Origin of the sequence: Enterococcus sp. (assembly GCF_032555305.1) — a bacterium.
Classification (GTDB): Bacteria; Bacillota; Bacilli; order Lactobacillales; family Enterococcaceae; genus Enterococcus_A.
The window spans coordinates 154007-178176 of record NZ_JAWGOQ010000003.1 but is presented as its reverse complement, the minus strand read 5'-3'; the positions used below and the strand labels follow the sequence as shown (position 1 = coordinate 178176).

Here is a 24170-nt window from a genome sequence, read left to right as displayed (position 1 = left end):
AATGATTGGACAAATTGCCTTAGTTGGCGCAGGTCTGGGTGATCCGGAATTACTGACTGTTAAAGGGTTGAGAAAAATCAAAGAAGCAGATGTAGTGGTGTATGATCGCTTGATCAATCCCGCAATTCTCAATGCTTGTAAAGCCGACTGCGAGAAAATCTACGTTGGTAAAAAACCTAATTATCATCCTGTCCCGCAAGAAAAGATCGAGGAGATCATGATCGAAAAAGCGCAGCAGGGATTGAATGTGGTGCGACTAAAAAGCGGCGATCCTTATGTTTTTGGTCGCGGGGGCGAAGAGGGAGCTTCGTTAAAGCATGCCGGTATCACTTTTGAAGTCATTCCCGGCATTACTTCTTCGATCGGTGGATTGGCTTATGCCGGAATTCCCATCACCCATCGTGATCTAGCAGCAAGCTTCCATGTCTATACTGGGCATTTGAACAATTCTGATCAAGAGGTCGATTGGGCAATCGCCGCCAAGGCAGAGGGAACATTGGTTTTTTTGATGGGAATGTCGAGCCTGGAAAAAATCACTGAGCAGCTGATCCTATACGGTAAAGACAAGGATACTCCAGCAGCCATTATTCAATGGGCCAGCCGTAAGCAGCAAAAAACAGTGGTGGGCACATTAGAAACGATCTTTGAAAAAGCTCGTGCAGCTGAACTTCAACCGCCAAGCTTGATCGTGATCGGAGATGTCGTGGCGCGTAGGACAGACTTGAATTTCTTTGAAGAACGTCCACTTTTCGCCATCAGTATCGCGATCCCGTATACAAAGAAGAAAAAAATGGCAAGTCGTTTAACTGACCTGGGCGCGGAAATCATTGAACTGCCGCCTAGCAGTAATCAGATATTTGCAGGTAAAATCAATTTTTCCACGCCGCAACAAGTTGTATTCACTGATCCAGCGAGTATCGACATATTTATTCAATCAATGACGGAAAACAGGATCGATTGGCGGAAATTAGCAAATTGGCGTTTCATTACAGTCGGCCATCATACCGGCGGCGTGTTGAAAAAATCCGGGATTCAAGCTGATGCGGATTATCCTGATTTAGCTCATTGTTTACGAGATTTTACAATCACTTCGGACACCTTATTTATCGGCGATTCATCGATGATTGACACTTTGGAAGAGCAATCTATTGCAGGAGAAAAAGTACTCAGTCATGAGGAGAAGATCATTGCTGAAATTCCTGACCTGTGGCAGCAGACCGATTGCATGTATTTCCCGAATTCAAAATCTGCCCGACTATTTTTGGCCGCACTGACGGATATGGAATTGACGGTACTCAAGCAGAAAAAAATAATCGTTATGGGTCAAAAAACCAAAGAGGTCTTCGAACAGCTTCAAATTTCGGTGATCCAAACAAAAGAACCTAGCTATGAAAGTGTCGTAGAAAAAATAAAAGAGGAGATGAACCGATGAAACCAGCGTTAATAGCCGTGAGTTTTGGCACTAGCTACCCAGAAACGAGAGCAAAAACAATTGAGGCTGTCGAGCAGAGGCTAGCAGAAGCTTTTCCGGAATACGATGTTTTTCGCGCTTTCACTTCTAATAAAGTCATCAAGAAGATCAAAGAGCAAGAAAACACAACGATCTTAACAGTAGATCAGCAAATGCAGCAATTGATTGCCGACGGCTACGAAGAGATTTTTGTTCAGCCGCTGCATATCATTCCCGGCAGCGAATATTCCAAAGCACTGCATCAGGCGATGAAATATAAGGATCAATTGAAGCTTATTAAAGTGGGAAAACCGTTGCTTAGCAGTATTGAGGATTATCAAAAGGTTGTAGCGTGGTTGGAAATTTTAGCAGAAGGTCTGAATGGAGAAGAAGCGCTCGTTTTGATGGGACATGGCAGTCAGCATTCGGCTTTTACCGTCTATGCTTGTCTGGATCATATGCTGCTGGAGAGACCGATCTTTGTTTGTGCGGTTGAAAGCTATCCTGAGATTTCGCTGCTGATTGAACGACTTCAGAAAAGTAGTTATGAAAAAATTAAACTGTATCCATTGATGCTGGTAGCTGGCGACCATGCCACAAATGATATGGCATCAGATGAAGATGATTCTTGGAAATCACAGTTAGAACAAGCTGGTTTTACTGTTGAGGCTTATCTCAAAGGAACGGGTGAAGCGCCAGAAATTCAGCAGCAGTTTGTGGAGCATGCCGCTGCGATGATAGAAGGGACGACAAATGGCTAAATTTTATGGAGTAGGAACAGGTCCAGGCGCTTCTGACCTATTGACAATTCGCGGTAAAGAAATCATCGAAATGGTGGATTGCCTGTACACGCCTGAACCGAAAAGGGGCGGAAAAAGCTTAGCGTTGAAAATAGTAAGCCCTTATCTAAGAAAGGAGTTGACGATCAAACAGCGCCATTTTCCGATGGTGAATGACTGGGCGGAGAAACGCAATGCTTGGAATGAAATTGCAGAAGAGATCATGACTGATGTTAAGAATGGTTTGAATGTCGCATTCGTCACTTTAGGGGATCCAATGGTTTACAGTACGTACAGTTATCTATTGGAACGAATGACTGATCAAATCGAAACAGTGACCATCCCGGGAATTTCCTCCTTCTGCCAGATTTCGAATGATTTACAGATTCCATTGGTCATTGATGAAGAAAGCTACGCGGTTTTACCGGCAACTGCTGACGAAGCGGTTATTCGTACCGCATTAGAGCAAATGTCTACAGTGATTTTAATGAAGGTTTCAATCGCACTGCCTAAGATATTGCAGCTGCTAACAGAATTAGATTTATTGGAGCAAACGGTTTTAGTCAGTGATTCCTCGATGGTATCAGAAAACATAATGATTGGACTCGATGACTTAAGTGGTCAGGACCAGCTGTCGTATTTTAGTACCATGATCGTTTATAAAAACAGAACATTGAAAGGAAGTAAAAAAGATGAAAGCTAGAGTGAAAACAATTAGAAGAATTCTCTTCGCTGTGCTTCTTCTGATTCTGATCGTGCCGCAAAAAGCGCACGCAATGCACATTATGGAAGGTTTCTTGCCTCTTGGCTGGTGTTTGTTCTGGTATGCAGCATTTATCCCATTCTTTATTTATGGCTTGATCAGCATTAGAAAAGCGGTGGCTGACAATCCGCAAAACAAAGTCCTGCTGGCTTTTAGCGGCGCGTTCATCTTTATTTTATCCGCGCTGAAGATTCCATCAGTGACTGGATCGACTTCTCATCCAACGGGGGTTGGAATCGGAACGGCGCTCTTTGGACCAGGAGTCATCAGTGTTTTAGGAACCATTTGTCTATTGTTCCAAGCATTACTGCTGGCGCATGGCGGAATTACAACTTTAGGTGCAAATGCTTTTTCAATGGCAGTCATCGGGCCATTCGTTGGGTATGGCGTGTATCTTCTTTTGAAAAAGGCGAATGTGTCAAACTCAATTTGCTTGTTCTTATGTGCTTTTATCGCTGATTTGGCGACTTATTTCACAACTTCACTTCAGTTGGGTCTTGTTTTCCCTGATCCATCTTCAGGTGTTTTCGGCGCGATCATGAAATTTGTTGGTGTCTTCATGTTGACCCAGATTCCGATTGCTATTGCGGAAGGCTTATTGACCGTTGTTGCGTATAACTTGATTTCAGCTAATTTTCCTTTTCAAGAAAGAGGTGTATTGAACGATGGAAAAAAATAAGTCCAATACTAAATTGAATATTATTCTCTTATTAGCAGTTGTGGCTCTAATGGTTGGTGCGCTATTGATCAATCAAAACGGTGAGTACGGTGGTTCTGATGGCGAAGCGGAAGCGGTAATTACTGAGATCAATCCAAGTTATGAGCCTTGGTTCGATTCACTGTTAGAGCCAAAAAGCGGTGAGATCGAAAGCTTGCTGTTTACCCTCCAAGGAAGCTTAGGTGTTGGGATTATCACCTACATCTTGGGTTATTACAAGGGCAAGAAGAAAAATGCTATTAATTGATAAGATCGCCTATGAGAACCGCTTGCTTGATCTTTCGCCAACGCGAAAAGGGCTCATGTATCTTCTATTATTATTCAGCTGCTTCCTGACTACTCAGGTGATTCAAGCCGTGATCAGCGTGGTCGTTGGAGCAGCCACAATCTATGTTACTAAAGTTACCGTCAGAAGATATTTCAAATGGTTGCTGGTTCCTGCACCATTTCTAGTAATCAGCATCCTTACGATCTTATTTTCCATTAGTTCACATTCAAGAGGCTTCATTTTTGATTTTCACCTGTTTAATCATTTTATCGGAATCTCCCAGTCCTCGTTAGATATGGGGATCAAGTTGTTTTTCCGTTCTGCCAGCTGCTTGATTTGCACGTACTTCTTTATTCTGACCGTGCCTTTTCAACAGCTGCTGCTGGTGATGAAGAAGGCCCAATTTCCAGCATTGTTGATAGAATTGACAATGCTGATGTATCGTTTTATTTTCATTTTTGCCGATGAGTTTTTGATTATCAAACGGGCTCAGGATATGCGTTTTGGCTTCAAGGGACTTAAGAACAGCTATCAATCTTTAGGAGTTTTGATCAAGATTCTGTTTTTTCAAACCTTTGATCGCTTCAATAAAATGATTCTTTCACTTGAAATGAAGTTTTTTGATGGTGATTTTCCACTTTAACAACCGAAAGAAGGTGCTTAAATGTTCAAGGTATCAGACTTATGCATCAGTTATGAAAACCAAACAGATGTATTGCATCATCTTTCTTTGGATTTTAGCGACCACCAGGCTGTCGGTGTCATCGGAGCCAATGGATCAGGAAAATCGACTTTATTTGCTGCAATTGTCGGCCTGCTGAAGCCCAGTCATGGAGAGGTTATCTATAACAGTCAGCCCTTAGATTACAAAAAGGGGGCACTCTATCAGTATCGGCAAGAAGTGGGGATCGTTTTTCAGGAGCCTGATCATCAAATTTTTTACTCGATCGTAGAAGACGATGTTGCCTTCGCCTTAAAAAACTTAGGTATTGATCAGGCACAGATTCAAGCTAGGATGGATGAAATCTTTTCCTTATTAAATATTGAACATTTAAAAAAGAAACCGGTCCAATACTTGAGTTATGGTCAAAAGAAAAAAGTAGCGATTGCCAGTGTCCTGATGCTGAAAACTAAATGGCTGTTGTTGGATGAACCGACAGCAGGCTTGGATCCAGCAAGCAGGACCCAGATGATAGAGATCATTTCCCGTCTATTGCAGCAGGGAACCAAAATTATTTTGTCGAGTCACGACATGGATCTAATGTATGAGATTTGCGATTATCTATATGTCATTGATAAGGGAACGTTGATCAAAGAAGGCGGCTCCGATCAGGTCTTTTTGGATGAGGAGTTGCTCAGAACAGCGGGGCTGGAACAGCCTTGGCTAGTCAAGGTTCATCAACAGTTAGGGTTTCCGCTGGTTAAAAATCAAGCAGAATTTATGCAAATAAAATCGAAGGTAGGTGAAGGCGAATGGGAAAAAGTCTGATGATTCAAGGCACTGCATCAGATTCAGGAAAGAGTATCCTAGTGGCTGGTTTATGCCGAATTTTCCATCAAGATGGTTTAAAGGTGATGCCTTTCAAATCACAAAACATGGCACTGAATTCCTACATTACGTTAGACGGGAAAGAGATGGGCAGAGCTCAAGTTTTTCAAGCAGAGGCTGCTGGAATAGAGCCAGATGCACGAATGAATCCAGTTCTATTAAAGCCAACCTCTGACAGTAAATCGCAGGTCATTTTCAATGGGAAAGTTCTTTGCGATATGGACGCAGCTGAATATCATGAGTTTAAACCACAGCTGGTGGAGAAAATATCGGCGTTGTATCAGGAACTGCTGCAGGAAAATGATGTGATCGTACTTGAAGGAGCAGGCAGTCCAGCCGAGATCAATCTCAATAGTCGAGACATTGCTAATATGGGGATGGCAAAAATCGCTGACGCCCCTGTACTTTTAGTCGCAGATATTGATAAAGGCGGGGTCTTTGCATCAATCTATGGCACCATCCATTTGCTGGAGCCGGAGGAAAGGGCTCGAATCAAAGGAATCATCATCAATAAGTTCCGGGGTGATATCGCCCTGTTAGATCCGGGCTTAAAAATGATCGAGGATTTGACCGATGTTCCTGTCGTCGGCGTCATTCCCTATGCACAACTGAATATTGAAGATGAAGACAGCGTTGCCTTATCAAAGGTCAATCGTTTATATAATCCGCAAAAAGAGTTGGATATTGCTGTGATCGGATTATCAAAAATGTCTAACTTCACAGACTTTAAGAATTTGGAAAGCGAGCCGGATGTGTCTGTCCGCTATGTTTTTCCTAACGATCAGCTAGGCAGCCCGGATATTCTCATTTTACCAGGTAGTAAAAATACGTTGGAGGATTGTCTTTATCTAAAAGAGTCAGGTATGGCTAAAGAAATTCAGCGGGTTCGTGACGAAGGAAAAATGATTTTTGGCATCTGCGGCGGCTTTCAATTGCTTGGAAAGATGCTGCATGATCCGAATCAAGTCGAGTCTAGTCATGGCAGTCTTGAAGGGTTAGGATTATTGAATACAGAAACGTATTTTGAATCAGAAAAAACCACCACCCGCGTTGAGGCAGAAGCTGAAGATGAACGGATCAGCGGCTATGAGATCCATATGGGCAGGTCCGAAAACCATGAGGAGCAGCATTTTGCCCATATTATTTCTGCCAATGGAAAAGCCATAGCAAGAGATGATGGGGCGGTCAGTTCTGATCAGAAGGTCATTGGTACTTATCTTCATGGAGTTTTTGACAATAGCGCGTGGCGAAGAAAACTGTTGAATCAGGTTCGAGCCGCTAAGGGATTAGCGCCTATCGAAGAAATCGCCATGCCTTATCATGAATATAAGAATCAACAGTATGACAAGTTGGCAGATTTGATTCGCGAAAATTTGGATTTGGACAAAATTTATCAAATTATGAATCAAGCGGAGGTAAAAGTATGAACATCTATACGCGTTATGGAGATCGAGGACTCACCAGACTGGTCGGCGGGGGAAGGGCTAAAAAAAATGCGCCCCGTGTTCAGGCGTACGGGTCGATTGATACATTAAATGCACAGGTGGGTATGACTGTCGCTTCGCTTGATCGAAAAGAAGCGTTGTATGCCGAACTGATTCAGGTTCAGCAATGGATCTTTGACTGCGGCAGTGATTTTGCCACACCAGAGGAGAAACGGCCTTATAAGGTCGAACCGCAAGTGATTACTTGGTTAGAGGAAAAGATCGATTTTTATTGGGAAGAATCACCAAAAATCGATCGCTTCGTTTTGCCTGGCGGGACAGTTACTGCAGCAAATTTGCATCTTTGCCGCTGCTTTACTAGAGAAGCAGAGCGTAATGCCGTAGATCTTTTAGAACAAAATGAAGCAGTCAATGGAGAAGCGTTGAAGTTTTTGAATCGCTTATCCGACTACTTTTTTGCTTTGGCTCGTTGGGTCAATGGGCAAGCTGAGCAATCAGAAATTTTTTATGAAAACAGTGTGTCTGTTTTTAATAGGAAGAAATAAGGCTCTCCGAGTGAAAGAAGGAAGAAAATGAAAAAGCTGAAAGTTGGAACACGAGGCAGCAAGCTTGCTACAACGCAAACAAAACAAACGTTAGCCATTTTTCAGAGCCACTTTCCAGATGTGGAAGTTGAACTGGTAAAAATCAAAACAAAAGGCGATCATTTAGCGACCCATAACTTGCAGGCAATTGGCGGGCAGGGCTGCTTTGTCAGAGAACTGGAATATCAGCTGCGTGCCGGCAATATTGACTTTGCCATCCACAGCTTAAAAGATATCCCTACCACGATTCATGAGGAATTAGCGTTGGCCTGTGTAATGAAACGTCATTCGCCAACCGACGCGCTGATCATCAGAGAAACAGGCAAAACCTTAGAAACATTACCTAAAAATGCCGTCATTGGCACCAGCAGTCTGCGTAGAAAAGCTCACATTCTGCATGCGCGTCCAGATTTTAATATTCAGCCGATTCGGGGAAATATTGACACGCGTATTCGGAAAATGAACGAAGGCCAATATGATGCGATCGTACTGGCTTTAGCTGGTTTGGAACGTCTAGGCTTGGACAAAACGGTCTATCATCAGGAATTGTCGCCAGAAGTGATGCTTCCAGCAATCGGTCAAGGGGCGATCGCTTTGGAATGTCGAAAAGATAATCTTGAAGTGCTGCAAATGCTTAAAAAAATGGAACACGCTGAAACGAGGATCGCTGTGACTGCCGAACGTGCCTTTTTGAACAGTATGGACGGCAGTTGTACGTTCCCTGTTGGCGCATACAGTCTGCCAAAAGAGGATACCTATGAGTTAACCGGAATGATCGGCAGCGAAAACGGGAAAATCATTCTGAAAGAAACGATGCAAGGAGACGACCCGGTGGTTTTAGGGAAAGCTGTTGCAGCTAAGATGGTTGAGCAAGGAGCAATTACGTTGATTGAGGAGTGTAAGAACGATCAAAAAGAGACTTTTATACACTAGAGAAGCAGCTATGCCTGCTGATGTTCACCAAAAGTTCAGAGATAAAGACGTTGAAGTGATCACTATTCCGATGAATCGAACCGTCTTTCAGCCTTATGAAAGCTTAGAATGCGAATATGATTGGATTTTCTTTACTAGTGCAAATGCCGTGAAATACTTTGACTTTGCCCAATTGAATAAACAGGCAAAGGTATTAGCTATCGGCAACCAAACGACCAAGACTTTACAAAGCTTAGGTATAAATGTTGATTATCAACCCAAGGAAGCTTTCTCTGAGGGCTTGGTGGAGGAATGGCTCAGATATATAAATCATGAGCAGTGTGTATTTTGGCCGCACTCATTCAAAGCGCGACGTGTGATCTACAATGCATTGACGAGTCAAGGACATGTGGTTTTGGAACAAGTCATTTATAAAAATGAATTTTTTCCAGAAGATCAAGAGCGTCTTAAAAAACTGCTGCTCAATGAAGTGATCGACTATGTACTTTTTGCTAGTCCTTCAGCGTGGCAGTCTTTTTCTCAAGCAGTGAAAGAAGTTAAGTCGCTACCGGCTGATTTTTGGTCCCGCTTGAAGATTGCGGCCATCGGTCCAGTGACTGCAAAAGTAATTCAAAAAGAACAACAGGTGGCGATTCAGCCGGAAATCTATGATATGCCGCATTTGTATAAGTGCTTGCTGCATGAAATAAGTTAAAGAGTGTTCGTTTAATTTTCCCTAGAATAATTAATCATAAGAATGTGGAGCGAAGGAGTTTTGGTTTTGACAAACAAATATCGTGATCTTTCTATTTTACCTGTCTCACATGAAAACTGGCTGGTGATCGCTTGCGACTCCAGCGCGGGAATCGGAGAGAAGGCTGAGGATGCGGTGAGGATCGATCCGGCAGTGACAGCGGCTTTTTGTCTGCGGGTTCCCTTGATGGAGCTAATTTGTTACGGGGCAACGCCGATCGCGGTCATCGATCTGATCGGTAACGAAAAGGAGCCCACCGGCGACCAAATGTTGAAGGGGATTAAAGCAGAGCTAACTAGAGCGGAGCTTTCAACGATTTCGCTGAATGGCAGTACAGAAGAAAATATGCCGACTAAGACGAGTAGTGTTGGAATCACAGTGATTGCTGAAATTACAGCAGGAAAAGAAAATTTTGTGCTGCAAGAAGCCTGCAGTTTGTTACAATTAGGTGAGCCCTATGTCGGGGAGATGGTTGTGAAAAATCAGCATACGATTTTTTCTTATCCGCTAGTGAAGACCTTGAGACAGGAAGTCGGTGTTTTGGACATGCTCCCTGTCGGTTCAAAGGGAATTCGGTATGAAGCGCAGCTGATGACGGAGAATTCTGATTTTCAGGTGGAGTTTCTTACTGAAGAGGATCTCGATTGTTCAGCAGGTCCAGCAACGGTCATCCTATTAGCGGTAAGACCTGAAGAAGAAGCGGATATTTTAGCTCGATACACTGATTTGAAAAAAATTGGTGAATTTAAGAAGAGGTGACAAACCATGGGAGAAATTACTTTAGTCACAGGCGGAGCGCGCAGCGGTAAATCAGCTTTTGCAGAAAGTCTGTTGGATACTGAGGCAGAGATCAATTACATTGCAACGAACTGTTCTACCCAAGATGATGAAATGGCAACTCGAGTAATGCTTCATCAGCATCGTCGCCCTAAAAATTGGCAAACCACTGAAACCTACTTAGTTGTATCCGATGTGATCGAACAATCGAATGTATCAGCACATTTGTTAGACTGCGCGACGATGCTGACGACGAATTATTTTTTCGAATTAATGAAAGAGCAATTTGGTGACGATTTCACCGTAATTGATGAAGAAATCACTAAGCTTTCTGAAAAAGAAAAGATGACGATCGAAGCAGAGATTCTTAATGAGTGGTACAAAATCCTCAAAGCCGCGAAAAAAGTGCAATCAGACCTTGTCGTAGTGACGAACGAGGTGGGACTTGGGATCGTTCCTGAGAATGCTTTTACCCGCTGGTTCAGAGATGTTTTAGGATTGGTCAATCAATCTTTAGGAAAGGAAGCGGATGCTGTCTTTTTAGTGGTAGCTGGTATCCCTATGAAGATTAAATGATTGATAGCATAATCTTGTATTTTCAATTTTTTACGCGAATAGCGATTCCTGTGGCGGTCGAAGAACCTGAAGAAAAAATGCGTTCAGGCGTCCGCTTTTTTTCGCTGTTTGGATTAATGCTTGGATTTATCGAGGCTGTCGCCTATTGGCCGCTTCAGTATTTGTTCAGTCCCAGCATTGCGTGGATATTCATCTTATTTTTAGATGTGATGTTGACGGGTGGTTTTCATCTGGATGCGTTGTCTGACATGGCTGACGGATTATTTTCTTCGCGGGGCAAGGAACGCATGCTGGAAATTATGAAAGACAGCCGGGTAGGGAGCAACGGCGTGTTGGCCGTCGTTTTTTATTATTTATTTATGGTCTTTAGTTTTGTTGTGCTGCTGCCTCAGCTAAGCACTGTACTTCAAGCTGTGATCGTCTTACTGCTGAGTCTTGTTGGAAAAAATGGGATCAGTCTTTTATTTTATCAAATGCAGTATGCGGGTAATAATACCCAGGGTTTAGGTACGACTTTTTTGAATGTAAAAAATCAAAATATTGCTATTTGTCAACTTATTTCTTTTCTTGTATTATTGGTCTTTTTAAGAAGAGTCGGTTTCGTTTGCTTTATCGTCAACGTGGCAGTGACATTTCTTTACCGGAAATTGGTCATAAGTAAAGTTGGCGGCTTTAATGGAGATACTTTAGGTGCGTGTTCTCCAATTTCTCAAGTCGTATTTCTATTGACGTTAGTTGTAATGCGAGGTTCTTTATGAAAATTTATCTGATTAGGCATGGAGAAACGGATTATAATCGTCAGCATTTATTTTACGGAAAAACAGATGTCTCACTAAATGAAACAGGCGTACAACAGAGCTATTTGCTGAAGGAAAAATTAGCGGATATGAAGGTTGATACGCCTGTTTATACGAGCAGCTTAAAACGGACGATCGAGACGGGCAAATTGATTTTTCCAAACCATCCGATGATTTCGTTGAAGGAGCTGGATGAAAAGGATTTTGGATTGTGGGAAGGCTTGAACGCGGATCAGATCAATAAAGAATTTCCGATGGAATGGAACAAATGGCTACTGTCTCCTTTTGAGGTTACGCCGACGAATGCGGAAAAGTTTTCAGACTTTCAAGATCGTATTCTAAAATGTGTCAGAGAGATTCTCCAAAAGAAACATGATTTCATACTTGTGGGCCATCTTGGTGTGCTGCGAGTGATCCTGAAGAATTGTTTTCCCGCATATAAATTTTGGGAAATCGCATTGGAACAGGGAAACTATACGATGATAGAGGTTGAAGAGTCCGATTTTAAAATTATTGCATGGAATAAATAGAACGTCTACCTCATAAAGTATTAATGAAAATAGAATCGCGCTTCTAAAATGTTGCCGTAAATTTGTAACTGTTAGAAAATCATATCGAATAGATTACAAAAAACCGTTTAATCCAAACGGTTTTTTGTTCTTTACAATAAAAGTTTATTAAGGATGAGAAAAAGTGGCTATAATGACTATTTTTAGGCTAAACTAGAAAAATAATTGATTTGAGCTTTTCAATTCTCACCCAAACAAGTAGATAACCGGACAATCGGGGTTGAATGACTATCTCGTTGTCTAAGAAAAGATTATTGAATGAAAGTTTACAAGCGTATCTTATTGATCGTTTTAGGAATATTGCTGGTTTTTGAATGCTATTTAATTTTTTCCTTTGTTCAAGGATATGAATCTACAAAGCATAATCTCCCGAAGCAAAAGGTCGCTTTCAATGGAGAAGAGGCGCCAGATGAAAATGATTTGAATATCTTGATTATTGGCACCGACTCTCGAGGTGAAGATAGAGGCCGCTCGGATTCCTTGATGATCGCGCATTATGATCAAAAAAGCCAACAGCCGAAGTTAATATCGATTATGCGCGACAGCTATGTTGATATTCCAGGCTATGGAAAAGATAAGATCAACGCCGCCTACTCATATGGCGGAATTGAACTAGTTCGTAAAACCTTGAAAGAAAATTTTGATATACCTATTGAGTATTACGTTACGATCAATTTTGATCATTTTAAAGAAGCAATCGATAGTTTGTTCCCGAAAGGAGTGGAGATCGATGCTGAAAAAGATCTCGATTTAGACCAAGTTTTTATTAAAGCCGGCAAACAGAAGATGGATGGCAACACGCTATTGCAGTATTCGCGCTTTAGAGAAGACGAGGAAGGGGATTTTGGCCGTATTCGACGACAACAGCAAGTACTTTCCGGAATCTCGCAGCAAGTCACCAATGTTACTTCATTAAGTAGATTACCGAAAACAACTGGGAAATTATTAGGTTATGTGGATACCAACTTATCTGAAAGTACGATTTTAAGTGTCGGAAAAGATTTTGCTCTAGGCAATACCAAAAAAATCGAAACACTCGCAATACCAATCGATAAATCTTGGGAGTTCAACAACAACACATCCAGCGGAAGTGTATTGGAGTTAGATACAGCGGCAAATACTAAAGCAATCCAAAAGTTTTTGACCGAATAGTTGAAAGACCGCTTTCTGACGATGTATTGGAATAAATAGGTTCATTCTTTAATGGATTAGATAATAATATAGGTATTCAAGTGTCATTTTTTAGACAAATCGTCCATTTTGTTTATTAACACTTTTGAATGATTATAGTTATAATCTTCATTGAGAGGAATGAATTTAACAATGAAGAAATTAGTTCTAATAGTATCATTTGTCCTACTAGCTCACAGTATCTTTCAGTTTGCTACAGTGGTAGACGCTGACACGATTGAGTTGGGAACAGAAACAACTAATAGTGAAAGCCCAGTTGATGACTTAACAAATAGAAAGGCTGAAATTGATGAAGCGCTAAAAACGGCGCAAGAACAATTTGAAACTCGCCAAAAACAAATAGCTCAAGATATTATCAACACTCAACAACGTTCACAAAAAAGGCACGAGGATCTTCATAATGACTTTAAAACAATTCAGAATCAAATGGATCAGATCCACAGCAACTTTCAAACTCATTTCAATGAGGTGACGGGACGCGTTCAAGAGGATCATACAGCGATTGAAACACAATGGACACAAGCTAAAGAGCAGTTAGATCAAGCAAGAGCAGATTTCAACAAAAAAATCGCTGATGCTGAAAAATTACAAAAAAATTTGGAGAAAGATCGAAAGACGATCGATCAAAACCTCTCAACTGCCAAGAATAGCGCACAATCGGTGCATGTTCAGTTAACGGATGGAGCTCTGAATGCAAAGAAAGCTGTTTCCGATGTGCAAGATCGTTCAGAAGATATCAATGGAACTGTCAATCGGATCAAAGCAATATTAAATTCTGCAGGTGAGGATCTTTCCACGGATGGGTCAAAAGTAACACCAGTTGCAGCAAAAAAAGCAGTGCAATCAAAAGAAGCTGCTTCGTCACAACAGGAAAATACAACAGAGCAAGCGAAGGAATATCCTAAGACAAATGATCAATCGAATATTTTCCTTTCATTGCTTGGCTTTGGGATTATTGGAAATTTGGTGCTTTATTACTTGAGGAAAAATCATAATTAGTGAAAGATTTAAGAGTAGATATCCTTTTAAGAAATCAAAAGGGATATCTTTTTTTGAATCCGACTTCTTCTGTGGCAAATGTAAAAATTTCGATTATATCAAGTTGAAATAGTGTGGTGTAGACTCTTGTTGACGTGATTTGTGTTAGAATACGTCTGTTACTACTACTTGAAAAGAGGAATAAGATGACAAAATCTACTTCGGCTTATGTCCACATTCCATTCTGTGAACATATCTGTTACTACTGCGACTTCAATAAAGTTTTTCTTGAAGAGCAGCCTGTAGATGAATATATTGAAGCGTTGTTGAAAGAGGCGCGCTTATCGTTGATACAGAATCCGGTGAATAAAATGGAAACACTTTATGTCGGCGGTGGTACGCCGACATCATTAAATGCCGAACAATTGGATCGTCTGCTAAGCGGGTTGCGAGAAATTCTTCCGTACAATAAGGGGGAATTTACAGTAGAGGCGAATCCTGGTGATTTGTCTGCAGATAAATTGGATGTGATGAAAAATTATGGTGTGAATCGTTTATCAATGGGCGTCCAAACTTTTGATGATCGGCTGTTGAAAAAAATCGGGCGTAAGCACACCGCGCAGGATGTGTATGATACGATTCGTTTATTAGAAGAGAAAAATTTTTCTAATGTAACGATTGATTTGATTTATGCGTTGCCAGGTCAAAGTTTAGAAAGCTTTCGAGACACGGTTGAACGAGCATTAGCGCTCGATTTACCTCATTATGCGTTGTATTCTTTGATTTTAGAGAATCAAACGATGTTCATGAATTGGGTACGGCGAGGGAAGATGCAGCTGCCGGAGCAAGAACTAGAGGCACAGATGTACGCTGAGACGATTGAAGCGATGGAAAAAGCAGGACGTAAGCAATACGAGATCAGTAATTTTGCAAAACCTGGTTTTGAAAGTCAACACAATCTAGTTTACTGGAATAATCAAAATTATTTTGGACTTGGAGCAGGAGCCAGTGGTTATCTTGGAGATCGGCGCTACAAAAATCGCGGACCGATCCAGCATTATCTGAAGTCATTGAATGACGATCAATTGCCAATACTCGAAGAGGAATACTTAACTCAAAAGGAACAGATTGAAGAAGAGATGTTCTTAGGCTTAAGAAAAATTTTAGGTGTTGAAAAATCGGTTTTTGAAGCTCGTTTTGGTCAAACCATCATGGAAATTTATGGTGATGCGGTGGAAAAATTAAAACGGCAAAAACTACTGGTAGAGACAGATTCAAGAGTTTTTCTAACAAAAGAAGGCTTATTTCGAGGAAACGATGTTTTTGAAAAATTTCTGTTGAATAAAGACAATTAGCACTCTCGTTGTGAGAGTGCTAATTTTTTATTTTTTTTGCTTGACTTCTATAGCGGATGTGGTATATTAATAATCGAGTTAGCACTTAAAAAGAAAGAGTGCTAACTAAAGGATGAGAAGAATGTTAACTGAAAGACAAAAACTGATTCTCAGCTTGATCATCCAAGACTTTACCAACACGGGTCAACCGGTCGGGTCAAAAAGTTTGATGGAAGAAGGCGTAAAAGCAAGTTCCGCAACTATCCGCAATGACATGAAGGCATTAGAAGAATTGGGCATGTTGGAGAAAACTCACTCTTCATCAGGACGGATTCCTTCAGCTTTAGGCTATCGTTATTATGTGGATCATCTATTGACGCCAGCTAAGGTGAGTAATCAAGAAGTAGATCAAATTCGCAGATCCTTGAAAAAAGATATTCATGAGATCGATGATATCATTCAACAGTCTGCCAAGATACTTTCGCAAGTTACCAGCTACACGGCGTTTTCGCTCGGCCCCGAAATGAAAGACCGGACATTGACTGGTTTTCGAATCGTTCCGTTGAATGATCGGCAAATATTGGCGATTATTGTCACAGATAAGGGAAATGTCGAGAGTCAAGTTTTTCGAATACCGGAGAATGTTGCCAGTCAAGACTTGGAGAAAATGGTCCAAATTATCAATGATCGTTTAGTCGGTCAGCCTTTGGTGAGCGTTTACCAAAAACTGAGGACTGAAATTCCAATGATCTTACATCGCTATTTCCAAACGACTGAGGGAATCAGCCACTTGTTTGATGTGATTTTGAATGATGCCTTTGAGGACAAAGTGTTTGTAAGTGGACGAATGAATATCTTGAATTTCAATCCCGATCAGGACCTCAATCATGTGAAATCAATGTATTCTTTGATGCAGAATTCAGATGAATTGACGCAATTATTGTTGCCTTCTGACAACAATATTCACGTTCGAATCGGAACTGAGATGGAAAATGACTTGTTCGACCATTTAAGCATGATCCAGGCAAATTATGAAATACGTGGACATGGTCGTGGGACGATCGCATTATTAGGTCCAACGTCGATGCCGTATTCAAAAATCTTTGGGTTATTGGAAGTTTTCCGATACGAGTTGACAAATGCATTGGACGATTATTACCGTTCTCTGGATTTGTATCACTAGGAACGATTCCTAAAAAGAAAGGAAGTACGCGCAGTGGCAAAAGAAAAGAAGCGAGAAGTTGAAGAAGAATTAGAAGAAGTTGAGACGACGGAAAATGATTCGACTGAAAAAGAAGCGGAAGGCATTGATATTCCAGAAGTTTCCGAAGTTGAGGAGTTGACTGGCAAGTTCAATGAAATGGAAGATAAATTCTTGCGAGCTCGTGCTGAAATCGCAAATATGTCTAACCGCAACAAAAATGAACGAGAACAATTAATTCGCTATCGTTCACAAGATCTTGGTAAGAAATTATTACCAGCGATTGATAATTTAGAAAGAGCCCTAGCAACGGAAGTTACTGACGATCAAGGAGCCAGCCTTAAAAAAGGGGTAGAGATGGTTCTTGAAAGTTTAACTGTTGCATTAAAAGAAGAAGGCATCACAGAAATCAAAGCTGATGGTGAGACCTTCGATCCGAATCTGCACCAAGCAGTTCAAACTGTTCCTGCAGAGGATGGAGTGAAGCCGGAGACGGTAGTAAATGTCTTACAAAAAGGGTATCAGCTGCATGATCGCGTGTTGCGTCCAGCAATGGTGATCGTAGCTCAATAATGTATTCTACTAAAAATTTAAACATATAATGGAAAAGGAGATTTTCAACTATGAGTAAAATTATCGGTATTGACTTAGGTACAACAAACTCAGCAGTCGCTGTCTTAGAAGGCGGAGAAGCTAAAATCATTACGAACCCAGAGGGGAATCGTACGACACCTTCTGTTGTGTCATTTAAAAACGGCGAAATCCAAGTCGGTGAAGTAGCGAAACGTCAAGCAGTTACGAACCCTCATACGATTTCATCTATCAAACGTCACATGGGTGAAGCTGGTTTTAAAGTGGAAGCAGACGGCAAAAATTATACACCGCAAGAAATCTCAGCAATGGTGTTACAATACATCAAAGGTTTTGCTGAAGATTATTTGGGTGAAAAAGTTGAGAAAGCCGTTATCACTGTACCTGCTTACTTCAATGATTCACAACGTCAAGCAACGAAAGATGCTGGTAAAATCGCTGGTTTGGAAGTTGAACGTATCGTCAACGAACCGACTGCCGCAGCATTAGCTTACGGTTTAGATAAAACAGATAAAGATGAAAAAATCTTAGTATTTGACCTTGGCGGTGGTACTTTTGACGTATCGATCCTTGAATTAGGGGATGGCGTATTCGACGTATTATCTACTGCTGGTGACAACAAACTAGGTGGGGATGACTTTGATAACAAGATCATCGATTACTTAGTTGCTGACTTCAAACAAGCAAACGGTATTGATTTATCTAAAGACAAAATGGCTATGCAACGTTTGAAAGACGCTGCTGAAAAAGCGAAAAAAGATTTATCAGGTGTCAGCTCAACACAAATCAGCTTGCCGTTTATCACAGCTGGCGATGCTGGTCCATTACACTTAGAAACAACATTGTCTCGTGCGAAATTTGATGAAATCACTGCTGATCTAGTTGAACGTACGAAAGCACCTGTTCGTCAAGCATTGAAGGATGCTGGCTTGTCTCAATCAGATGTAGACGAAGTAATTTTAGTCGGCGGTTCTACACGTATTCCTGCAGTTGTTGAAGCTGTACGTAAAGAGACTGGCAAAGAACCTAACAAATCTGTTAACCCGGATGAAGTAGTAGCGATGGGTGCTGCAATTCAAGGTGGGGTTATTACTGGTGACGTGAAAGATGTCGTATTACTAGACGTAACACCATTATCATTAGGTATCGAAACAATGGGCGGCGTGTTTACTAAATTGATCGATCGCAATACAACGATCCCAACAAGTAAATCGCAAGTATTCTCAACAGCTGCTGACAATCAACCTGCTGTAGACATCCATGTATTACAAGGTGAACGTCCGATGGCTGCTGATAACAAAACATTAGGTCGTTTCCAATTAACAGATATTCCAGCTGCACCACGTGGAATCCCTCAAATCGAAGTAACATTTGATATCGATAAAAATGGTATCGTAAATGTTTCTGCAAAAGATCTAGGAACTCAAAAAGAACAAAAAATCACGATCAAATCTTCATCAGGTTTATCAGACGATGAAATCGAACGTATGGTGAAAGACGCTGAAGCAAATGCGGATGCCGACAAAGCGCGTAAAGAAGAAGTTGATCTACGCAACGACGTTGATGCTTTACTATTCTCAGTTGATAAAACATTGAAAGAATTAGAAGGCAAAGTTGACGCGGATGAAGTGAAGAAAGCTGAAGACGCTCGTGATGAATTAAAAGCAGCGGTTGAAGCCAATGATATCGATCAAATGAAAGAAAAACGTGATGCATTGAACGAAATCGTACAAAACTTAACGGTTAAACTTTACGAACAAGCAGCACAACAACAAGCAGAGGCTGATCCAAACGCAGCTCAAGGCGGCGCGGATGATGTCGTGGATGCTGATTTTGAAGAAGTTAACGATGACGACAAATAATTGATTCGTTACGAAAGGCCAAAGTCATCGCTTTGGCCTTTTTTCTTTCAAGATTGGTGATTCCTTTAGAAAAAATCTAAGAAAAGTATCGTATCGAATTTGAATTGTGATACAATACTAACGATTCTATGAATTATGGAGGGAAGCCAATGGCTACAAAACGTGATTATTACGAAGTCCTTGGGGTACAAAAGGGTGCTTCGGATGATGAAATCAAAAAGGCATACCGCAAGCTTTCCAAGCAATACCATCCGGATATCAATAAAGAAGCCGATGCGGAAGAAAAGTTCAAAGAAATTTCTGAAGCATATGAAATTTTAAGCGATCCGCAAAAACGTGCTGCTTATGACCAATATGGACATGCAGGGACCGATCCAAACTTTGGTGCTGGCGGAGCGGGCGGCTTCGGTGGCGCTGGTGGATTTGGCGGAGCAGGCGGCTTTGGATTCGAAGATATCTTTGAATCTTTCTTCGGTGGCGGTGGTACGCGTCAAGCAGACCCTAAAGCACCTAGACAAGGTTCAGATCTGCAATATTCGATCAACTTGGAATTTGAAGAAGCTATTTTTGGTGTGGAAAAAGATATTAAGTACAACCGTGAAGAAACTTGCCATACGTGTAACGGAAATGGTGCGAAACCTGGCACGCAACCAGAGGTTTGTCACAAGTGTCATGGCTCTGGCTCGATCAATGTGGAACATCAAACACCGCTTGGACGTGTGATGAGTCGTCAAACCTGTGATGTGTGTCATGGAACAGGGAAAGAAATTAAAGAACCTTGTCCAACATGTCATGGTTCAGGTCATGAAAAACGTCCTCATACAGTTAAGGTAAAAGTACCTGCTGGTGTTGAGGATGGTCAACAAATGCGATTAGCCGATCAAGGTGAAGCGGGAATCAATGGCGGACCTTATGGCGATCTTTATGTGGTCTTCAAGGTGAAACAAAGTGATATCTTTGATCGCGATGGGGCAGAAATTTATTACACCTTGCCGTTAAGCTTCGTTCAGGCAGCGTTAGGTGATGAAATCAATGTTCCGACTGTTCATGGCGATGTGAAATTAAAGGTCCCTGCTGGAACGCAAACAGGTGCTAAGTTCAGACTTCGCGGCAAAGGTGCGCCTAGATTACGTGGGAACACAAATGGTGATCAACAGGTAACGGTGAAAATCATTACACCGAAGAATCTGAACGACAAACAGCGTGAAGCGTTGCGGGCATTTGCTGAAGCTGGTGGACAAACGGTAAGTGAACAAAAAGAAGAAGGTTTCTTTGGTAAGATGAAGGATGCCTTTGGCGGAAAGAAATAATATTAGAGGTTCAATCAATTGAGTATTGATTGAACCTCTTTTTTCTTTTACTATTGGTAAGAAGAGAATACGTGTTGAAGGAGGTTCCTATGGATAAGTTAGACAAGTTACTTGATCGTATGACCAGAGACATGATGCATTATTTTATTGCTGGCGGACTCGCTGAACCTGATGGCCTTATTCGCACCGTTGAATTCTTTTTAAGTTTTGTTGATAAAGGAAAATTGGGCAGTAAGCTTTTAGATAAGCAAGTGGTGAAAGAGGCGTTGGTCCACCACATGCCTAAGCACATGCCCCTATTCATCGATGAGAGTTTTTACGCGTATCAAATTCTTCTCGATTTATACAGCGCGTTGTACCATGAGAAAATAATTACTGAAGAAGATTGCAAAGAGATGCATTATTTTATCTATCTGAACAAAACAGCTTTTTTAACTCGGATGAGCAATCCGAATTACTGGTCCAAAACTAAGTTGGCGATCATGGATGAATGGCGTGAGGGGAATTTTGAAGTTGAAGATCCGTATAATGTTGAGCATTATGATTTAGAGGAGTCACCAAGAAAAAAACTTCCTGACAATATCTTGATATTTCCAGAACAGAAGAAGGAGCAGGAAAACGTTACAGGATATATTGTTCGCGTGGATTTGAAAGGATACAGACCACCAATTTGGCGCCGTCTAAAGATTCCAGCAGGTATAACTTACGAACATCTTCATCGTATTTTACAAATTGTCTTTGATTGGGAGAATAGTCACCTTCACGCTTTCTTTATAGATCGTACCAAGATGATTGGCCCCAATGACCTAGAAATGTCGCAATATGCTGAGAAACAGCGATTTATTGCTGAAGATTTCTATGCGGGAGCAAAAATTAACTATATATATGACTTTGGTTGCGACTGGCAACATCTAATCGCTGTTGAAAAGGTCATTACTGATAATGAAGCAGAGTTTCGACATGCTGTTTGTGTAAAAGCTAAAGGAGATACACCGGTTGAAGATTCGCGAGGGAATGAAATCTGGCAATCACTTGATTTGATAACGATGAATGAGCAGCTGGAGCAAGAAGAGTTTTAAATTGCTTAGAGAAGATAATTATGAAGTATAAGTCTGGGATATTTTTATTCCAGCTTATTTTTTTGAAAGATAAACAAAAAGCAGCTTCAAGTAAAGAAGCTGCTAATCTCTAAAGATAAATCGTTTGAATCCGCGATACTTTTTTTCACCTTGAACAGGGGCGTTATCAGTAATCAGCAGAGCAATCATGACAAAACCAATCCAACTGTCACGAGAATATAGCACGTATTCAGGGAGCCATTCGTTGGCATATTTATCTTTATATTCTTTTAATCCTCCAAATGAGTAAAAACGCGAGCCGAAATTATAGACCAAATAGGCAATTCGTTCTTGCGTAAAACTTTTCCGTGAAGTTCCAACGTTAGCTAAGGGCGCCATGCCAAGATCGAAATACTCGATCCCCATTACGTCACGCATGTATTGGAATAGATTGATAAAAAGAAAATCCATCGTGCCACTGGGTGCTTTTTCTGGACTGTGACGCATCAAGTCGATTGTTCCAATGTTTTCAGTATAGGTTGGCATAAAATTTGCGAAAGCCACAATCTCATCATTACTGTTTTTTATCACGGCAATCGGTGCCCGCTGAAGATAGTCCTCCGAGAAGAAACCAAGAGAGAATCCTTTTTCCTTACGGCCATTAAGCCATTCATCAGAAATTTCTCTCAAGGCAGCCATTGTTTCATTTGAAAATGGAGGCTTGAGAACATCGAACTGGTAGCCTTCCTTAAGTACCTTGTTGAAGCTGGCACGCTGCCCCTTCATTTTCTTGCCACTCATGGTAAAGTCTGGCAAGTGGACATGTGCACGTTCACCAAACTTGATGAAATCGTAACCGAACTCATGAAGAATCATGACCATCTCTTCGCTATTTTCATAAAAGACCGGCAAATAATTATAGCGATCCACTTCATTGATTAAAGCCTCTGTGGCAGCCTCAAAATCACTTTTCTGACCGGAAGGATCTCCCATGATTAAAATTTTATTGTTGAAGGTCGATAACTGGAAGAAGACAGTATCTTCTTCGCCATTATTATAATAAAAGACTTTTTTATCTTTCAGAAAAACAAGTTGGCTGTCAGGATTTCCTCCATAAGTCTCCAAAATATGCTGAACTCGAGCCTCATCTAATGCTTCGCCGACTTGTATCCGTTTGTTCTTCAAAAAGCGTAATAGCAGCAAAATGATAAAGGTGACAATTAAAATTGCAACAAAACCGACGATCCAGATCTTTTCGCTGGGAAATAAGAAGAATTCTGGCAGATGGTGACGATGATGGATTTTTGGGCTGTTATAAACACCAATAATAATATACAAAATGGTTAGGCCGCCCATGATGATCGCATCAATCGTTATCCATTCGGCCGAATAAACGAGCTGCTCTCTAAACAATTCGTTTTTTGAAAAAATAACAAACAGCAATAATAATGCTAGGAAAAAACCCGTTGAAATTCGAAAACCCGCCAGTAAAGAATACAAAAATGTTAATGTCACAATAATAATCGTAGGGATATAGGCTCTCCTCACTCGAGCAGAAATTCCTCGACCTGAAACGATCAACAGAAATCCCAGTAAAATGGCAGGAAAGACCACAATCACTCGCGAGTGGATCGGATTTAATCGCTGTAATAAGGGTATTCGGATGAATGCTTCAGGTATTGTCGCTGATAACACCAGCATGATCCCAGTAAAATATAACAAAAAGCTTTCAAATTTATGAGCTAACTCTTTTAACAGACTAACTGGAATCCCTTTGTAGCGCGTATTGATCGTAGTACCAATATTTTTGAAGAAGAGAATCAATCCGATAGCAAAGGGGATCAGATAATAAAAGAGACGGAACAGTAAAAGCCATGCGATGACAGTTTCTCGCGGTGTGCCTAGCGCAGACAAGCCAATGATCATCATCAAGTCAAAACTGCCGAGTTCTCCAGGGATCATCGAAGCGATCCCGATCACTGTTGCAGCAATAAATAACGGAACAACATCACGGATGTTGATGTGAATTCCCATCAAAAGACCAGTAGAAATAAAGCTTACTAAAACACCGGTCCATTCAAGAAATGAGGTTCCGATCAATTCAAGACGATGAGAACTTTTCAGATCCCCCAGATACTCACCTTTACCAAAAATACTTAGACAGAAGATAATCGGAAAATATAATCCGCCGCCGATCAGCCAAATCCAATATTGGCGCAAGTATTGATTATGATCGTCAAACATCACCAAAAAGAAAGATATCAAGGCATAGATAGATAAGCCGGACATGGTAAAGACTAGAATTTTTGATAAGGCTTGAACCACTTTTTTTCCGGAGGTTTGCTTGCCATAAAATTCAGAGCGCAAGCCTGCGCTGACGAAACCGCCAAAACCAGCAATATTGTTTAGAGTATTAACCAGCCAACTTGTTTCGAAAATGTAAAGTTTTTTTGGCTTTTGCTCTAAGATATTATTCAATGTGAAGTCATAGCCGATCATCGGTGTGACCGAAACCAGTCCGATTAACGCCATCAGTAATATGTTCAAGGGACTGATTTTACCAAAAATCGTTGATAGCTGATTAAAGGAAATCGTTTTTGCAATATTTGATAATTCAAATAGAACAATGATAATCACAGAGATTAAAAAGATCGTTTTGAATTTTCTTAAATGTATTTTGAACCATTCAATAAGTTTTTCCACC

General features: G+C 41.0%; 24 protein-coding genes. 23 read left to right on the top strand and 1 reads right to left on the bottom strand.

What is annotated here, in order from left to right:
- Nucleotide 1 precedes the first annotated feature (1 nt).
- The 23 genes from cobA to E6139_RS03730 all read left to right on the top strand — a co-directional run bounded on the left by cobA (nt 2) and on the right by E6139_RS03730 (nt 21487).
- Complete coding sequence (gene cobA, locus E6139_RS03840; RefSeq protein ID WP_316401739.1) at nt 2-1432, top strand: uroporphyrinogen-III C-methyltransferase; 1431 nt, start codon at nt 2-4, stop codon at nt 1430-1432.
- Nucleotides 1429-2211 (top strand): sirohydrochlorin cobaltochelatase, encoded by a 783-nt coding sequence (locus E6139_RS03835; protein ID WP_316401738.1) that lies wholly within the window; start codon nt 1429-1431, stop codon nt 2209-2211. The genes cobA and E6139_RS03835 overlap by 4 nt, the downstream gene beginning before the upstream one ends.
- Nucleotides 2204-2932, top strand: coding sequence for a cobalt-factor II C(20)-methyltransferase (locus tag E6139_RS03830; RefSeq protein WP_316401736.1), 729 nt, complete (start codon nt 2204-2206; stop codon nt 2930-2932). Before E6139_RS03835 ends, E6139_RS03830 begins: the two co-directional genes overlap by 8 nt.
- Nucleotides 2922-3671, top strand: coding sequence for an energy-coupling factor ABC transporter permease (locus tag E6139_RS03825; protein WP_316401735.1), 750 nt, complete (start codon nt 2922-2924; stop codon nt 3669-3671). Before E6139_RS03830 ends, E6139_RS03825 begins: the two co-directional genes overlap by 11 nt.
- Nucleotides 3658-3957, top strand: coding sequence for an energy-coupling factor ABC transporter substrate-binding protein (locus E6139_RS03820; RefSeq protein WP_316401734.1), 300 nt, complete (start codon nt 3658-3660; stop codon nt 3955-3957). Before E6139_RS03825 ends, E6139_RS03820 begins: the two co-directional genes overlap by 14 nt.
- Nucleotides 3944-4621, top strand: coding sequence for a cobalt ECF transporter T component CbiQ (gene cbiQ / locus E6139_RS03815; RefSeq protein ID WP_316401733.1), 678 nt, complete (start codon nt 3944-3946; stop codon nt 4619-4621). Before E6139_RS03820 ends, cbiQ begins: the two co-directional genes overlap by 14 nt.
- Before the next feature lie 21 nt (nt 4622-4642).
- Nucleotides 4643-5467, top strand: a complete 825-nt coding sequence (locus E6139_RS03810) for an ATP-binding cassette domain-containing protein (protein ID WP_316401732.1) — start codon at nt 4643-4645, stop codon at nt 5465-5467.
- Entirely contained in the window at nt 5452-6954 is a 1503-nt protein-coding gene (locus E6139_RS03805; protein ID WP_316401731.1) for a cobyric acid synthase, read from the top strand. Before E6139_RS03810 ends, E6139_RS03805 begins: the two co-directional genes overlap by 16 nt.
- Nucleotides 6951-7517 (top strand): cob(I)yrinic acid a,c-diamide adenosyltransferase, encoded by a 567-nt coding sequence (locus E6139_RS03800; RefSeq protein WP_316401730.1) that lies wholly within the window; start codon nt 6951-6953, stop codon nt 7515-7517. The genes E6139_RS03805 and E6139_RS03800 overlap by 4 nt, the downstream gene beginning before the upstream one ends.
- A gap of 27 nt (nt 7518-7544) precedes the next feature.
- Nucleotides 7545-8489 carry a hydroxymethylbilane synthase gene (hemC, locus tag E6139_RS03795; RefSeq protein WP_316401729.1) on the top strand — a complete coding sequence of 315 codons (945 nt, stop codon included), beginning with the start codon at nt 7545-7547 and terminating at the stop codon, nt 8487-8489.
- Entirely contained in the window at nt 8446-9183 is a 738-nt protein-coding gene (locus E6139_RS03790) for a uroporphyrinogen-III synthase (RefSeq protein ID WP_316401728.1), read from the top strand. The genes hemC and E6139_RS03790 overlap by 44 nt, the downstream gene beginning before the upstream one ends.
- A gap of 66 nt (nt 9184-9249) precedes the next feature.
- A complete protein-coding gene (locus E6139_RS03785; RefSeq protein ID WP_316401727.1) occupies nt 9250-9981 on the top strand; it encodes an AIR synthase related protein in 732 nt (243 codons plus the stop codon).
- A 6-nt stretch (nt 9982-9987) separates the two neighbouring features.
- Nucleotides 9988-10575 carry a bifunctional adenosylcobinamide kinase/adenosylcobinamide-phosphate guanylyltransferase gene (gene cobU / locus E6139_RS03780; RefSeq protein WP_316401726.1) on the top strand — a complete coding sequence of 196 codons (588 nt, stop codon included), beginning with the start codon at nt 9988-9990 and terminating at the stop codon, nt 10573-10575.
- Entirely contained in the window at nt 10572-11333 is a 762-nt protein-coding gene (cobS, locus tag E6139_RS03775; RefSeq protein WP_316401725.1) for an adenosylcobinamide-GDP ribazoletransferase, read from the top strand. The genes cobU and cobS overlap by 4 nt, the downstream gene beginning before the upstream one ends.
- The gene (locus E6139_RS03770) at nt 11330-11902 is read left to right on the top strand and encodes a histidine phosphatase family protein (protein ID WP_316401724.1); all 573 of its coding nucleotides are present in this window, start codon (nt 11330-11332) and stop codon (nt 11900-11902) included. Before cobS ends, E6139_RS03770 begins: the two co-directional genes overlap by 4 nt.
- Nucleotides 11903-12199: 297 nt before the next feature.
- Complete coding sequence (locus E6139_RS03765) at nt 12200-13093, top strand: LCP family protein (RefSeq protein ID WP_316401723.1); 894 nt, start codon at nt 12200-12202, stop codon at nt 13091-13093.
- A 171-nt stretch (nt 13094-13264) separates the two neighbouring features.
- The gene (locus E6139_RS03760; RefSeq protein WP_316401722.1) at nt 13265-14131 is read left to right on the top strand and encodes an LPXTG cell wall anchor domain-containing protein; all 867 of its coding nucleotides are present in this window, start codon (nt 13265-13267) and stop codon (nt 14129-14131) included.
- Nucleotides 14132-14316: 185 nt separating this feature from the next.
- A complete protein-coding gene (gene hemW / locus E6139_RS03755) occupies nt 14317-15465 on the top strand; it encodes a radical SAM family heme chaperone HemW (RefSeq protein WP_316401721.1) in 1149 nt (382 codons plus the stop codon).
- Nucleotides 15466-15586: 121 nt separating this feature from the next.
- Nucleotides 15587-16627, top strand: coding sequence for a heat-inducible transcriptional repressor HrcA (gene hrcA / locus E6139_RS03750; RefSeq protein ID WP_316401720.1), 1041 nt, complete (start codon nt 15587-15589; stop codon nt 16625-16627).
- A 33-nt stretch (nt 16628-16660) separates the two neighbouring features.
- On the top strand, nt 16661-17218 hold the full coding sequence (gene grpE / locus E6139_RS03745) for a nucleotide exchange factor GrpE (protein WP_316401719.1): 558 nt from the start codon (nt 16661-16663) through the stop codon (nt 17216-17218).
- A gap of 50 nt (nt 17219-17268) precedes the next feature.
- The gene (dnaK, locus tag E6139_RS03740; RefSeq protein ID WP_316401718.1) at nt 17269-19098 is read left to right on the top strand and encodes a molecular chaperone DnaK; all 1830 of its coding nucleotides are present in this window, start codon (nt 17269-17271) and stop codon (nt 19096-19098) included.
- Between the two features lie 149 nt (nt 19099-19247).
- Nucleotides 19248-20408 carry a molecular chaperone DnaJ gene (gene dnaJ / locus E6139_RS03735; protein WP_316401717.1) on the top strand — a complete coding sequence of 387 codons (1161 nt, stop codon included), beginning with the start codon at nt 19248-19250 and terminating at the stop codon, nt 20406-20408.
- Nucleotides 20409-20497: 89 nt separating this feature from the next.
- Nucleotides 20498-21487 carry a plasmid pRiA4b ORF-3 family protein gene (locus E6139_RS03730; protein ID WP_316401716.1) on the top strand — a complete coding sequence of 330 codons (990 nt, stop codon included), beginning with the start codon at nt 20498-20500 and terminating at the stop codon, nt 21485-21487.
- A 102-nt stretch (nt 21488-21589) separates the two neighbouring features.
- On the opposite strand, the gene mprF is transcribed toward E6139_RS03730, so the two are convergent.
- On the bottom strand, nt 21590-24169 hold the full coding sequence (gene mprF / locus E6139_RS03725) for a bifunctional lysylphosphatidylglycerol flippase/synthetase MprF (protein ID WP_316401715.1): 2580 nt from the start codon (nt 24167-24169) through the stop codon (nt 21590-21592).
- Between the last annotated feature and the right edge of the window lies 1 nt (nt 24170).